The 13965-nt window shown below is 59.5% G+C and carries 11 protein-coding genes; 9 read left to right on the top strand and 2 right to left on the bottom strand.

All coding sequences use genetic code 11. From position 1 onward, the window contains the following. Positions 1-12: 12 nt before the first annotated feature. The 6 genes from melA to CFBP4996_RS24695 all read left to right on the top strand — a co-directional run bounded on the left by melA (position 13) and on the right by CFBP4996_RS24695 (position 7846). The gene (gene melA, locus CFBP4996_RS24670) at positions 13-1386 is read left to right on the top strand and encodes an alpha-glucosidase/alpha-galactosidase (RefSeq protein ID WP_080853436.1); all 1374 of its coding nucleotides are present in this window, start codon (positions 13-15) and stop codon (positions 1384-1386) included. A 420-nt stretch (positions 1387-1806) separates the two neighbouring features. Continuing rightward, positions 1807-2871, top strand: a complete 1065-nt coding sequence (locus CFBP4996_RS24675; RefSeq protein ID WP_080853435.1) for an HlyD family secretion protein — start codon at positions 1807-1809, stop codon at positions 2869-2871. An 11-nt stretch (positions 2872-2882) separates the two neighbouring features. Next, positions 2883-5651 carry a ribosome-associated ATPase/putative transporter RbbA gene (rbbA, locus tag CFBP4996_RS24680; RefSeq protein ID WP_080854785.1) on the top strand — a complete coding sequence of 923 codons (2769 nt, stop codon included), beginning with the start codon at positions 2883-2885 and terminating at the stop codon, positions 5649-5651. Continuing rightward, positions 5648-6766, top strand: coding sequence for an ABC transporter permease (locus CFBP4996_RS24685; protein WP_059756311.1), 1119 nt, complete (start codon positions 5648-5650; stop codon positions 6764-6766). The genes rbbA and CFBP4996_RS24685 overlap by 4 nt, the downstream gene beginning before the upstream one ends. Before the next feature lie 115 nt (positions 6767-6881). After that, positions 6882-7484, top strand: coding sequence for a hypothetical protein (locus CFBP4996_RS24690; RefSeq protein WP_162936017.1), 603 nt, complete (start codon positions 6882-6884; stop codon positions 7482-7484). A 215-nt stretch (positions 7485-7699) separates the two neighbouring features. Beyond that, a complete protein-coding gene (locus CFBP4996_RS24695; RefSeq protein WP_003521716.1) occupies positions 7700-7846 on the top strand; it encodes a DUF1127 domain-containing protein in 147 nt (48 codons plus the stop codon). Between the two features lie 434 nt (positions 7847-8280). Here CFBP4996_RS24695 and CFBP4996_RS24700 read toward each other — a convergent pair whose 3' ends face one another. After that, on the bottom strand, positions 8281-8724 hold the full coding sequence (locus CFBP4996_RS24700) for a response regulator (RefSeq protein ID WP_059756315.1): 444 nt from the start codon (positions 8722-8724) through the stop codon (positions 8281-8283). Positions 8725-9201: 477 nt separating this feature from the next. Here CFBP4996_RS24700 and ftsZ point away from each other — a divergent pair, with 477 nt between their 5' ends. The 3 genes from ftsZ (at position 9202) to CFBP4996_RS24715 (ending at position 12325) form a co-directional block, all read left to right on the top strand. Then, positions 9202-10164: a cell division protein FtsZ gene (gene ftsZ, locus CFBP4996_RS24705; RefSeq protein WP_003521714.1), complete on the top strand. Its 963-nt coding sequence runs from the start codon at positions 9202-9204 to the stop codon at positions 10162-10164. 387 nt (positions 10165-10551) lie between these two features. Beyond that, on the top strand, positions 10552-11250 hold the full coding sequence (locus CFBP4996_RS24710; protein ID WP_031234148.1) for a GntR family transcriptional regulator: 699 nt from the start codon (positions 10552-10554) through the stop codon (positions 11248-11250). 109 nt (positions 11251-11359) lie between these two features. Next, entirely contained in the window at positions 11360-12325 is a 966-nt protein-coding gene (locus CFBP4996_RS24715) for a dihydrodipicolinate synthase family protein (protein ID WP_003521712.1), read from the top strand. Between the two features lie 256 nt (positions 12326-12581). Here CFBP4996_RS24715 and CFBP4996_RS24720 read toward each other — a convergent pair whose 3' ends face one another. Continuing rightward, positions 12582-13619: an Ldh family oxidoreductase gene (locus tag CFBP4996_RS24720; protein WP_080853434.1), complete on the bottom strand. Its 1038-nt coding sequence runs from the start codon at positions 13617-13619 to the stop codon at positions 12582-12584. Between the last annotated feature and the right edge of the window lie 346 nt (positions 13620-13965).

A 13965-nucleotide genomic window follows, 5' to 3' on the forward strand; every position in this document is an offset into this window, starting at 1 on the left:
CTGGAGGTAGATATGGCAAGAGATCCCAAGATCACATTCATCGGCGCAGGCTCCACGGTGTTCATGAAGAACATCATCGGCGACGTGCTGCAGCGTCCGGCCCTTTCGGGGGCCACCATCGCGCTGATGGATATCAATCGCGAGAGGCTGGAAGAAAGCGCCATCGTCGTCAACAAGCTGATTTCGACGCTTGGGGCGAAGGCGAAGGCCGAGACCTATACGGACCAGAAAAAGGCGCTCGCCGGTGCGGATTTCGTTGTCGTGGCCTTCCAGATCGGCGGTTATGAGCCCTGCACGGTCACCGATTTCGAAGTGCCGCGCAAATACGGCCTGCGCCAGACCATTGCCGATACGCTCGGCGTCGGCGGCATCATGCGCGGCCTTCGCACCGTGCCGCACCTCTGGAAGATTTGCGAGGACATGCTGGCTGTCTGCCCTAATGCGATCATGCTGCAATATGTGAACCCCATGGCGATCAACACCTGGGCGATTGCGGAGAAATATCCGACGATCCGGCAGGTCGGCCTTTGCCATTCCGTGCAGGGCACGGCCATGGAACTCGCCCACGATCTCGATATTCCCTATGAGGAAATCCGTTACCGTTCGGCCGGCATCAACCACATGGCGTTTTTCCTCGAATTCGAGCACCGCCAGCCGGATGGCAGCTACAAGAACCTTTATCCCGACCTCGTGCGCGGCTACCGCGAAGGCCGTGCGCCAAAGCCCGGCTGGAACCCGCGCTGCCCCAACAAGGTGCGTTACGAGATGCTGACGCGGCTCGGGTATTTCGTCACCGAAAGTTCCGAACATTTCGCCGAATATACGCCCTATTTCATCAAGGAAGGGCGCGAGGACCTGATCGAGAAATTCGGCATCCCGCTCGATGAATATCCCAAGCGCTGCATCGAGCAGATCGAGCGCTGGAAGGGGCAGGCGGCAGCCTATCGTTCGGCCGAGAAGATCGAGGTCAAGCAGTCAAAGGAATACGCCTCTTCCATCATCAACTCGGTCTGGACCGGCGAACCTTCGGTTATCTACGGCAACCAGCGCAACAATGGCTGCATCACCTCGCTGCCATCGGATTGCGCGGCGGAAGTTCCCTGCCTGGTCGATCACAACGGCGTGCAGCCCACCTATATCGGCGAGTTGCCGCCGCAGCTCACCGCGTTGATGCGCACAAACATCAATGTGCAGGAACTGACGGTGCGGGCGCTGATGAGCGAAAACCGCGAGCACATCTTCCATGCGGCGATGATGGACCCGCACACGGCGGCGGAACTGGATCTCGACCAGATATGGTCGCTGGTGGACGATCTGCTGCTGGCCCATCGCGACTGGCTGCCGGAATGGACGCAGGTGGAGGTGAAGCGGGCGCGGGCGGTGTAAGGCAGCGGTTTCTGCGAAAAATGCGAGGCGTCGGGTTTTCGTCTGCGGTCGAGTTCACCGACACGCCTCTCTCCATATTCGACGTCATCCTCGGGCTTGTCCCGAGGAACCAACCACGTAGCGAAAATTGACAGGGAGCAGATGCTCGGGACAGGCCCGAGCATGACGGACGGGGATTGTCATGCCGCCCATTAATTTCGGCGGTGAGTCTCCATGGTGCTTCCAGCTTTTGCCCTAAACCTCCCGCGCACTTGACTTGTGTCAAAGCCGCAAAGCGCACTCTCACGTAAACAGCCCTTAACCCGGCCCACTCCCTCAAACAGGAGAAATGTCGGGTGCGAATACTAAACGCAATGGTGGCTGGCTTCTTCGGTTTCATCGTATTAGGGTTGAAATTCGAAGGGTTCATGGGGAAGACGGATGTCTAAAAAAGGCTTGCTCGTTGGTCTGGTGATTCTGGTTATTGCCGGTGTCGCCTATTTCTCCTGGTCAAAGCTGAAGGGTGAGGGACTTCCCGCCGGTTTCGTGGCCAGCAATGGCCGTATCGAGGCCGTCGAGATCGACATTTCCACCAAAACCGCCGGTCGCCTTCAGGACATCATGGTGCGTGAAGGCGATTTCGTGAAGGCCGGGCAGGTGCTTGCCCAGATGGACACGGCACAACTGGAGGCGAGGAAGCGTCAGGCGGAAGCACAGTTTCGCCGCGCGAAAATAGCGATCGATACGGCCCACAGCCTCGTCGCCCAACGGGAGGCCGAAAAGACCTCGGCGCTGGCGGTGGTGGAACAGCGCAAGGCCCAGCTCGATTCCGCCTCCAAGACCTATGCGCGCTCGAAACAGCTGCTGACCGGCAACGCCGTCTCGCAGCAGATCGTCGATGACAGTGAGGCCGCCGAGCAGTCCGCCCGCGCCACGCTCGCCTCGGCGCAGGCCTCGCTTGCCGCCTCCGATGCCGCAATCAACGCTGCCAAGGCGCAGATCGTCGATGCCGAGGCGGCGGTGGATGCCGCACAGGCCGATATTGAAAGCATCGAGACTGATATCGCCGATGCGACGCTGAAATCGCCCCGCGACGGCCGCGTGCAATATCGGATCGCTCAGCCCGGAGAGGTGCTGTCCGCCGGTGGACGGGTTCTAAATCTGGTCGATCTCGGCGATGTCTATATGACGTTCTTCCTGCCGACGGCCGAGGCCGGTCGCACGTCCATGGGCTCGGACGTTCGCCTGATACTGGACGCGGCGCCGCAATACACCATTCCGGCCAAGGTTTCCTTCGTCGCCGATGTCGCGCAGTTCACGCCGAAAACGGTCGAGACCGAAGAGGAACGCCAGAAGCTGACATTCCGGGTGAGGGCGCAAATCCCGCAGGAACTGCTGCAGAAATATATCCAATATGTCAAAACCGGGCTGCCCGGCATGGCCTATGTCCGTCTTGATCCGCAGGCCGCCTGGCCGGAAAACCTCGAACGCAATCTCGTCAAGTGACGGTGGCCACCATGGTCGCGCCTCCCGCAACGAATTACAGGCATGCACCGGTCGCGCGATTGGCCGATGTGCGGTTGACCTTCGGAAGCACCATTGCGCTGGCCGACATATCGGTCGAGATTCCCGCCGGGCGGATGATCGGGCTTATCGGCCCGGACGGCGTTGGCAAATCGAGCCTGTTGTCGCTCGTCTCCGGCGCGCGCGCCATCCAGAAGGGCAAGGTGGAGGTTCTGGGTGGCGACATGTCCGATCCGCGCCACCGCGAGGATACCTGCCCGCGTATCGCCTATATGCCACAAGGTCTTGGCAAGAACCTTTATCCCACCCTGTCCGTCTTCGAAAATATCGATTTTTTCGGGCGGCTGTTCGGGCAGGGCGGCAGGGAGCGGCAGGCGCGCATTGCCGAGCTGCTGAAAAATACCGGCCTCGAGCCCTTCGCCGACCGCCCCGCGATGAAACTTTCCGGCGGCATGAAGCAGAAGCTGGGGCTCTGCTGCGCGCTGATCCACGATCCCGACCTGCTCATTCTCGATGAGCCGACCACGGGCGTCGACCCGCTGTCGCGGCGGCAATTCTGGGAGCTGATCGATTCCATCCGGGCCGGGCGTCCGGGTATGAGCGTCATCGTTGCCACGGCCTATATGGAAGAGGCTGCCGGTTTCGACTGGCTGGTCGCCATGGATGGTGGCAAGATTTTAGCCACCGGCTCGCCTGCCGAACTTCTCGAGCGCACCTCCGCACCCAATCTCGATGCCGCCTTTATCGCGCTCCTGCCCGAAGAAAAGCGCAAGGGTTATCACGAGGTGCATATCGCGCCGCGCAAGGTGGCGGGTGAGGGCGACTATGCCATCGAGGCGTCGCATCTCAGCATGCGCTTCGGCGATTTTACCGCCGTCGACAATGTCAGCTTCAAGATTCCGCGCGGCGAGATTTTCGGCTTTCTCGGCTCGAACGGTTGCGGAAAATCCACCACCATGAAGATGCTGACGGGGCTTCTGGCCGCCAGCGAAGGCGAGGCGAAGCTTTTCGGGCACAAGGTGGATGCCAGCGACATGGCGATCCGCCACCGCGTCGGCTACATGAGCCAGGCCTTCTCGCTTTATTCCGAACTGACGGTGCGCCAGAACCTCGATCTGCACGCCCGCCTGTTCAAGTTGCCGGAAGAGACCATTCAGCCGCGTATCGCCGAAATGGCCGAGCGTTTCGATCTCGGCGCGGTCATGGAGACTCTGCCGGACGACCTGCCGCTCGGCATCCGGCAGAGGCTGTCGCTGGCGGTGGCGATGATCCATTCGCCTGATATTCTTATCCTCGACGAGCCGACTTCCGGCGTCGACCCGGTGGCGCGGGACGGGTTCTGGCAAATCCTTGCCGATCTCTCCCGCAACGACAATGTCACCATCTTCATCTCCACCCATTTCATGAACGAGGCGGAGCGCTGCGACCGGATTTCGCTGATGCATGCCGGCAAGGTGCTGATCAGCGATACGCCTGACGCGATTACCAAGAGCCGAAATGCCGCAACGCTCGAAGAGGCTTTTGTCGCCTATCTCGAAGATGCTTCCGGCGTGAAAAAGGCGGAGCCCGCGGCAGCACCCGTCGCGGCAGCGCAGGTGTCGGCGACGCAACATGCTGCACCCAATCGTAAGAGGTTTTTCGATTTCAGGCGCATGTTCAGCTATACCCGCCGCGAGGCGCTGGAACTGCAGCGGGATCCCATTCGCGGCACGCTGGCGGTGCTCGGCAGCGTCATCCTGATGTTCGTCATCGGTTACGGTATCAATCTCGATGTCGAGGACCTGACCTTCGCGGTGCTGGACCGTGACGATTCCACCATCAGCCGCGATTACGTGCTCGACATTGCCGGCTCCCGTTATTTCATCGAGAAGGAACCGATCCGCGATTATGCCGATATGGACCGGCGGATGCGCGATGGCGAACTCAGCCTCGCCATTGAAATTCCCCCCGGTTTCGGCCGCGATGTGTTGCGCGGCAACACGGTGGAGGTGGGTGCCTGGATCGACGGCGCCATGCCGCAGCGGGCGGAAACCGTTCGCGGATACGTGCAGGGCATGCACCAGACATGGCTGGCGCGCAAGGCCGCCGAGATATATGGCGGCGCGGCGACGCAAAGCAGCTTCAGCATCGAAACGCGCTATCGATACAATCCGGACGTCAAGAGCCTTGTCGCCATGGTGCCGGCGGTCATTCCGCTGCTGCTCATGCTCATTCCCGCCATGCTGGCGGCGCTCAGCGTCGTCAGGGAAAAGGAACTCGGCTCCATCGTCAATCTTTACGTGACGCCGACCACACGGCTGGAATTCCTGATCGGCAAGCAGCTTCCTTATGTCGCCCTCGGCATGCTCAATTTCCTGCTTCTGACGGCCTTCGCCATCTTCATTTTCCAGGTGCCCTTCACCGGAAGTTATCTCGCCTATGCGACGGGAGCGATGCTTTATGTCATCATCGCCACCTCCATCGGCCTTCTCATGTCGTCCTTCATGAAGAGCCAGATCGCGGCGATCTTCGGCACGGCCCTGCTGACGCTCATTCCGGCAACGCAATATTCGGGCATGATCGATCCCGTTTCGTCGCTGCAGGGGGCGGGCGCCTTTATCGGCAACATCTATCCCGCCACCTATTTCATGACCATTTCGCGCGGCACCTTCTCCAAGGGGCTGGATTTCGCCGGGCTTTCCGGCTCGTTCCTGCCGCTTCTCATTGCCATTCCGCTGCTTCTCATTGCCGGCGCCGCACTTTTGAGGAAACAGGCGTCATGAAGCTGTTTTCGTCCAACATCTTCCAGCTCGGCATCAAGGAACTGCGCGGCCTTGCGCGTGACGGCATGTTGCTGCTGCTCATCGTCTACGCCTTCACGCTGCAGATCTACACCGGCTCCAGCGCGCTGCCGGAGACGCTGAACAATGCCGCCATCGCCATTGTCGACGAGGATCAGTCGCCGCTTTCCGGGCGCATCAGCACGGCTTTTTATCCGCCCTATTTCTCCCCGCCGAAGCAGATTTCCATTGCGGAAATGGACAAGCGCATGGATGCGGGCCTCGATACCTTCGCGCTCAATATCCCGCCGGATTTCCAGCGCCGGCTGATGGCCGGGCAGCAACCCGCTATCCAGCTCAATATCGACGCCACCCGCATGAGCCAGGCTTTCAGTGGCGGCGGTTATGTGCAGAGCATCGTAACGAGCGAAGTTCAGGAGTATATCAACCGCTATCGCGGTGCGACGTCGGTGCCGGTGGATCTGACGCTACGCTCCCGTTTCAACCCGGAACTGGACAAGTCGTGGTTCGGGTCGATCAACAACATCATCACCGCCATCACCATGCTGTCGATCGTGCTGACGGGGGCGGCGCTCATTCGCGAGCGCGAGCATGGCACGGTCGAGCATCTGCTGGTCATGCCGGTCACGCCGCTGGAAATCATGCTCAGCAAGGTCTGGTCCATGGGCCTTGTCGTGCTGGTGGCGTCTGCTTTTTCGCTGTTCGTCGTCGTCAGGGGCCTGCTCGCCATTCCAATCGAAGGCTCGCTCTTGCTCTTCCTGCTCGGCACCGCCTTGCAGCTCTTCGCCATGACGTCGATGGGCATCTTCCTTGCGACGGTGGCCGGTTCCATGCCGCAATTCGGCATGCTGCTGATCCTGTTCCTGCTGCCGCTGCAGGTGCTCTCCGGCGCCATGACGCCGCGTGAAAGCATGCCTGATATCATCCAGTACATCATGCTTCTCGCACCCAACACCCATTTCGTCATACTGGCGCAATCGGTGCTTTTCAGGGGGGCGGGGCTGGATGTGGTCTGGCCGCAATTGCTGGCGCTGCTGGCCATCGGCTCCGCGCTTTTCGTTTTCGCGCTTCGCCGTTTCAGGCGGTTCCTGCGCTGATTCCGCCTATTTCCGCGCAAGTTGAATTAATTGTGTTCGGTAACGGTATGTTCGCCTTCCGTGAATATGCCTATGAGGACGGCTGGGTAAGCGGGCTTTGTTCAGGAGTAGCAAAATGAATATTGCAGCACGTCTGTCACTGGCAGCCATGATCGCACTGGCGGCAACGCCATCTCTCGCGTCAGAAGATATGACATCGGAGACGAGCGAAGCGATATTCGGTTTCGGCGGCGCCCTGACGAAAGAGGACATGCTGAAAAGTGCGGCCCTCTTTCCGGTGGAATATGAGCGCAATGCCATTCTGGGCGGCGGCTATCAGTTTTATCCCTACCATATCGGCAATCTGAAACTCGGTGGCGAAATCGGCGTCGCCGCCAGGCTCGGCAAGGGCTTTACGGGTGAAGTATGGGCGGGTCCGGTTGCACGCTACGAGCAGATCAGGCTCGGAGAGCGGCTGTTTATCACGCCGAGCTTCACGGCAGGCCTGAGCCTTGTGACGGATGCGCAGCCCGGCCGCGAACGGGAACAGGAGATCAAGGACAACGGCAATGCAAACGTCTTGTTTTATCTCGGGCCTGAGATCAACGTGTCCTTCAGCGAGGATTCCTCGACGGAATTCTTCTGGCGGCTTCACCACCGCTCCGGCGGCGGCAAGACGCTGGGCAATATGAAGGGCGCGACAAACGCCAATGTCTTTGGTGTCCGCTACAAATTCTAGGCTGCTGGACGGGGTCTGGTTCAGTAGGCTGCCAAAATTTCAGCTGCCTTTCTCATTTTCGCAGGTCGCAGATTGGAACCCGTGCACGCAGCGCATGGGTGGATTGCCTTATTCTGCCTGTTAATTCGTCATCGAAAAGCGCATATAGAGGGCATCAAAGGACGCCGGAACGAAAACGTTACTGACGTCACCTAAACCTCAGAAAGGGTAATGTCATGAACGTAGCACGCAGCTTCAATAACTGGCGCAAATATCGTCAGACCATCAACGAACTCGGCCGTATGAGCACCCGTGAACTGCACGATCTCGGTATCGATCGTAGCCAGATCACCAGCGTCGCCCGTGCCGCCGTTGGCAGGTAATCAAGGCGACATCGCCTCTTTTGAATGCCCAAACGCCCGCTCAGCGGGCGTTTTTGTTTTGGGGGATATGGGACGCTTTCACCGCGAATATCCGCCAGATAATCCGGCGATGCGGAAGTCCGAGCCGAAGGGTGGGGTTTTCTCGGCGTCAGGCGATAAATATCGCCATGCATTGAATGCATATCTGTACTGCAAGCTTATGCCTGTCAAATGCGCAGAAAAATGCTATCTTCCAATCATCGAAAGGGATGTACCTCCTCCCACATCCTTTTGGTAAAGTGGGTGATCCTACTCCTCCTCCCAAAGGATTGCCCCGGGGACAGCGGTTTTCCTCCTCCCATATCGCTGTTCATCTTTTCAAAAAGCCTGCCGCACCTCCTCCCGCGGCAGGCTTTTTTGTTTTCAGCGTCTTACCTTTGTCTTCAGGAAATATCTCAGTCGAAAGCCATCATGCCGATGGGCGTCACGGCATGGGTGCCTGCACGTTTGGCAAGGGCATAGGCGAGGCACTGTTCCACGGCATCCTGCGGCACGGGCTTGGCGATCACGCCGGCGCCGATGCCGAGATTGACGACGACTTCGGGGTTTGCCGTCATGAAGATCACCACCACGCCATGATCTTCAGAAAGCCGCCGGCCGATCTCCGGACCGGTCTGTCCATCGGCAAGGTTGACGTCGACAAAGGCGATATCGGCGCGGCTACCAAGCGCCACGGCGTCTTCCAGCCGGTTGGCGATGCCGATGACATCTGCCTCTTCTTCCGCCTGCAAAATGGAATCCTCTATATCCATGGCGATGAGGAATTCGTCTTCCACGATCAGCACACGCGGCTGTTCCGTGCGGAAACCCGGTTCGTTTTGCAAGACGTCTGCCAACATATGCCTGCCTCCATTCTGTGTTTCAGAGCATCGGATTGAAAACTGTAGTGCGGTTGCGGATCATCCGAGGCTTCAACTAAACCCGTAGCGGCGGGACCGGTTCCGTTTTATTTCCCGCCGCTCCAGCGCGGTCGGCAAGCAAACACTTCTCGGCGTAACTCGTTCCAAAGTGAGATAAACATAGTGAATGGAGTGTAAACGGCGTGCCTTTTCGGCTATCACCTTTCAAGAGCGAAGCAGTTGATTCGGTTCGGTTTTCATCCGGGGAAGGGGTCGGAGAACGTCGCCGTGGAGCATCTTTCGCCCCCTGGAACACCGTTCTTTCGCCATTATGGGGTGAAAGGCCGGCATGAAAATTCAAAGCGTTACAGCCTCTTTCCCCCATCGGGGAGGAAGCGCTGGAACCTTGCCGATCATTCGCGTGCCGCAGTCAAAAAACGGCGCGGGACCCTATGAGTTTAGAAAGAGAATAAGACGATGACCCAGTCTCCGCGCGCCACCATTGCCCGCAACACGCCCAATATCGCCGTCGTCGGCGTCGGTGGCGGTGGCGGCAACGCGATCAACAACATGATTGCCGAGGGCATCGGCGGCGTCGATTTCATCGCCGCCAATACGGATGCGCAGGCGCTGAAGAAGACCAATGCGCCGCGGCTCGTGCAGCTCAGCTCCGAACTGACCGGCGGGCTTGGCGCGGGCGCCGATCCCGAGGTCGGCCGGCAGGCGGCGATCGATTCCCTCGACGAGATCATGGATCACCTGAGCGGTTATGACATGTGTTTCATCACCGCCGGTATGGGCGGCGGCACCGGCACGGGCGCGGCCCCCGTCATTGCCGAAGCCTGCCGGGCTAAAAACATCCTGACCGTCGGTGTCGTGACGCTTCCCTTCAGCTTCGAGGGTGCGCGCCGCATGCGGGCTGCCGAATATGGCTTCGCCAACCTGCTCAACACGGCCGATACCGTCATCGTCATCCCCAACCAGAACCTGCTGCGCATTGCCGATGCCGGCACGACCTTCGAAAATGCGCTGAAGACGGCCGACAAGGTTCTGTCGCTTGGCGTGCGCTGCATCACCGATCTCATCCTGCGCGAAGGCCTTGTCAATCTCGATTTCGCCGATGTGCGCTATGTCATGAAGAATGGCGGCCGGGCGCTGATGGGCACGGCGCAGGCCAAGGGTGAAAAGCGCGCCTCGGAAGCGGCGGCCGCAGCCATTGCCAACCCGCTGCTCGGCGAACCGTCGCTGAAGGAAGCGCGGGGCGCATTGGTTTCCATTTCCGGCGGCAACGATCTGACGCTCTACGAGATCGACGAGGCAATGACGCTGGTGCGCGAGGCGGTCAGCGAAGAAACCGATGTGGTGATGGGCGCTTCCTTCGACCCGACGCTGGACGGCGCTTTCAAGATTTCCGTCGTGGCCACCGGCCTGCGCAATTGATGCTGGCTTGAGGCGGGACATTGCTGGGCGTTTCTTCTCCCACCGGGGAGAAGGTGGCCCGAAGGGTCGGATGAGGGGGCAACGTTGCCGTATCTTGCGACCCTTGCCCCCTCATCCCGCTGCCGCGACCTTCTCCCCGGCGGGGAGAAGAGACAAGCGGCGTGCTCTTCGCTTCTAAGGGAAATCATCCATTCTTAAGCGGCGACGCCGTATAAATAGCATCAACGCCACAAATCGCATGTTTGAAGCCGTCGCGGGCAATTTTCGCGACGGCTTTTTGTTGTTTTTGAACAATTATTCCGCCATTCGAAGAGGCTGCGGCGCTGCGCGGCGTTGATCGGGAAAAAATATAATAGTACTCTTTATGTCGACAAGAGGGATTTGATGATGACGGATATAATTGCTTCTGCCGAGCGCAAGCGCGGCTCCGGCGTGAAGATGGTCTATGATCTGCTGCGCGACGAGATTCTCGATCTGGTCCTGCCGCCGGGCAGCCCCATCGATGAGGTGCAGCTTGCCGAAAGGTTCAAGATGTCGCGCACCCCGATCCGCGAGGCGCTGGTGCGGCTTTCGGGCGAGGGGCTGATCGATACGTTGCCGAACCGTTCGACCATGGTGTCGAACATCGATTTCCTCAACATGCACACCTATTTCGATGCGCTGGTGTTGATGTATCGGGTAACGACGCAGCTCGCAGCGCAATATCACCGACCGGAAGATCTGGCCGGAATCCGCGCCCACAATGCGGAATTCGCCATTGCGGTGGAGGAGCAGGATGCGCTGGCGATGATCTCCACCAATGCCGCCCTGCACCTTTCCATCGCCGAAGCCGGTCGAAACCCCTATTTCACCAGCCTGTTCAAGCGCCTGCTGGATGAGGGACGACGCATTCTCAGGCTTTATTATCAGTCCTATGACGATCGTTTGCCGAAGCGCTTCGTCGACGATCATGATGAGATCATCGCGGCGATCGCCGCGCGCGATACCGTTCTTTCCGAGAAACTGGCCCGCGAGCATGCCGAGCAGATCGTGCGGCAGGTGCAGAAACTGCTGGTGCGAAACGAGCGTCTGGAAATAAATCTGTAGCTTGTCGATTTCTTGTCGACAAATAAAATACAAGATTGTAATGTCCTTGTCGAAAGGGTGGCGCGGAGGTGCGTCCATTCCCGAAAAACATGTCCCTTAGGAGCTTGAAATGACGGCCAGCATTTTTTCCGGCGTGATTCCCGCCTTGATGACCCCCTGCAAGGATGATCGCACCCCTGATTTCGATGCGCTTGTTCGCAAGGGCAAGGAACTGATCGCCGATGGCATGTCCGCCGTGGTTTATTGCGGCTCCATGGGCGACTGGCCGCTCCTGACGGACGAGCAGCGTATGGAAGGCGTGGAGCGCCTGGTGAAAGCCGGCATTCCGGTCATCGTCGGCACCGGCGCGGTCAACACGGCATCTGCCGTTGCCCATGCCGCCCACGCCCAGAAGGTTGGCGCCAAGGGCCTGATGGTCATTCCGCGCGTCCTGTCGCGCGGTTCGGTCATCGCCGCCCAGAAGGCCCATTTCAAGGCCATCCTCTCGGCTGCCCCGGAAATCCCGGCCGTCATCTACAACAGCCCCTATTACGGCTTCGCCACCCGCGCCGATCTCTTCTTCGCGCTGCGCGCCGAGCACAAGAACCTCGTCGGTTTCAAGGAATTCGGCGGCCCGGCCGATATGCGTTATGCGGCCGAGAACATCACCAGCCGCGATGACGACGTCACCCTGATGATCGGCGTCGATACCGCCGTTTTCCACGGTTTCGTCAATTGCGGCGCCACCGGCGCCATCACCGGCATCGGCAATGTTCTGCCGAAGGAAGTCATTCATCTCTGCAAGCTGTCGCAGGCCGCCGCAAAGGGTGATGCGGACGCCCGCGCCCGCGCGTTGGAGCTGGAACAGGCGCTCGCCGTCCTCTCTTCCTTCGATGAAGGCCCGGATCTGGTTCTCTATTTCAAGCACATGATGGTGCTGAAGGGCGACAAGGAATACACGCTGCACTTCAACGAGACCGACGCCCTGACCGACAGCCAGCGCGGTTATGTCGAGGCGCAGTTCAAGCTGTTCAACAGCTGGTACGCCGACTGGAGCAAGCTTCCGGGCGCCGTGCAGGCCTGCAAGGCTGCCTGAGATATCGCTGCTGAAAAAGGCCCGCAATTGCGGGCCTTTTTTGCATGTGATGAGATCTGATATCTCTCCCCCGTCATGCCGGACTTGATCCGGCATCCAGCCACGGCGCGTCTGCGCTGTGAAAGGACTCTTCCGCGATCAAGAACTTGATCGCGCTGGCCCCGGATCTAGTCCGGGATGACGGAGCAGGGATGCTATGTCACCCATGAAAAAGGCCCGTAATCGCGGGCCTTTTCATTTCCACATCCAAACGCAATCAGGAAACCGCGTCCAGCCCCTTATCCAGCAGCCGGTCGAGCCCGGCCATTTCGGCGGCGGTAAGCGTGATGCCTTCGCTTTGGGATTTGGCGCGGGCAGTGAAGCGGCGGCCCGAGGGCAGGCGGGCGCCCTGGCCGATGATGGCATCGAACAGCACTTCCGCGCGCTGGAAGGGATCGCCGGGGCGGCCCTTGGCAAAGGCCTCTGGCGAAAAGGCGACGATCAGCTCGCCATGGGTGGGGGCAAGCGTGGTGGTGCCGAGAAATTCGAGCGCTTCGGGGCTTGTGAGATCGCCGATCATGATGCCGGCGAGAAGCTCGATCATGGTGCCGATGGCCGATCCCTTGTGGCCGCCAAAGGGCAGCATGGAGCCGGCAAGGGCCGCTTCCGGGTCGGTCGTCGGCTTGCCGTCGGCATCCAGAGCCCAGCCTTCCGGCAGGGGCTTTCCGGCACGCCGGTGCAGTTCTATTTCACCACGTGCCGCAACCGACGTCGCGAAATCGAAGACATAAGGGGAGGCGTTCTTGCGCGGCCAGCCGAAGGCGAAGGGGTTGGTGCCGAGCAGCGGTTTGATGCCACCGGTAGGCGCGACGGTGGAATAGCTCGGGCACATGACCAGCCCGGCGAGACCGTTTTCGGTCAGCCCTTCGACTTCCGGCCAGAGCGCCGAGAAATGCGTGCAGTCATTGATGACGAGCGCTGCGATGCCCGCGCGTTTCGCCCGCTCCACCAGAACCGGCAGACCAAGTTCGAAGGCGGGGTTGGCGAAGCCGCCATGGGCATTGACCTTCACGATGGCCGTGCCGTCGTCTTCAGCCACTTCAGGTATCGCATCGGGCTTCACCTTGCCGGCTTTGACGGTGCGGAGCGCGCCTTCGATACGGTAGATGCCGTGGGACTTGCAGGCGTCCCGCTCACCCGCCGTGATGACGCGTGCGAGCGCGCCCGACTGTACATCATTCAGCCCGGCCCTCAAAAAAATCGACTCGACCCGCTGGAAAAGTGCCTCAATGGTCAAGGTGGTCGTGTCGCTCATCATAGTCCTCCGATAGGGCTCGCACATTTTGAATACATAAAGTATACAAAGGCGTGAGTATTGCAACGTGTCTTTTCGATGAAGCTCAGTCAGAGCGGAAGGCCACCCTGTCAAACACGAAGATAGCTTAAGCCCTCATCCTGTGACGAGCACAGGAATGAGGGATGCTGGATGTTTCTCCCACCTTGTCCGCTCCCCCCACGCCGGCTTGCGTAATGATCCGCGACACCTCATCAGTTCGCACATGCAAAAATTCTTTTTGTATACTCCTTGTATTTTTAAGTTGATTTATCGCCGCCATAGGGAAATAGTGACCGCGCCTTCAAGGGCAGACCAATTGTGGGAG

It is taken from the genome of Agrobacterium leguminum, from assembly GCF_005144435.2.
Taxonomy (GTDB): Bacteria; Pseudomonadota; Alphaproteobacteria; order Rhizobiales; family Rhizobiaceae; genus Agrobacterium; species Agrobacterium leguminum.

What these genes read in the sequence shown, in the direction of transcription:
- melA (WP_080853436.1), top strand. Translation starts at nt 13, where the DNA reads ATGGCAAGAGATCCCAAGATCACATTCATCGGCGCAGGCTCCACGGTG.
- CFBP4996_RS24675 (WP_080853435.1), top strand. Translation starts at nt 1,807, where the DNA reads ATGTCTAAAAAAGGCTTGCTCGTTGGTCTGGTGATTCTGGTTATTGCC.
- rbbA (WP_080854785.1), top strand. Translation starts at nt 2,883, where the DNA reads ATGGTCGCGCCTCCCGCAACGAATTACAGGCATGCACCGGTCGCGCGA.
- CFBP4996_RS24685 (WP_059756311.1), top strand. Translation starts at nt 5,648, where the DNA reads ATGAAGCTGTTTTCGTCCAACATCTTCCAGCTCGGCATCAAGGAACTG.
- CFBP4996_RS24690 (WP_162936017.1), top strand. Translation starts at nt 6,882, where the DNA reads ATGAATATTGCAGCACGTCTGTCACTGGCAGCCATGATCGCACTGGCG.
- CFBP4996_RS24695 (WP_003521716.1), top strand. Translation starts at nt 7,700, where the DNA reads ATGAACGTAGCACGCAGCTTCAATAACTGGCGCAAATATCGTCAGACC.
- CFBP4996_RS24700 (WP_059756315.1), bottom strand. Translation starts at nt 8,724, where the DNA reads ATGTTGGCAGACGTCTTGCAAAACGAACCGGGTTTCCGCACGGAACAG.
- ftsZ (WP_003521714.1), top strand. Translation starts at nt 9,202, where the DNA reads ATGACCCAGTCTCCGCGCGCCACCATTGCCCGCAACACGCCCAATATC.
- CFBP4996_RS24710 (WP_031234148.1), top strand. Translation starts at nt 10,552, where the DNA reads ATGACGGATATAATTGCTTCTGCCGAGCGCAAGCGCGGCTCCGGCGTG.
- CFBP4996_RS24715 (WP_003521712.1), top strand. Translation starts at nt 11,360, where the DNA reads ATGACGGCCAGCATTTTTTCCGGCGTGATTCCCGCCTTGATGACCCCC.
- CFBP4996_RS24720 (WP_080853434.1), bottom strand. Translation starts at nt 13,619, where the DNA reads ATGAGCGACACGACCACCTTGACCATTGAGGCACTTTTCCAGCGGGTC.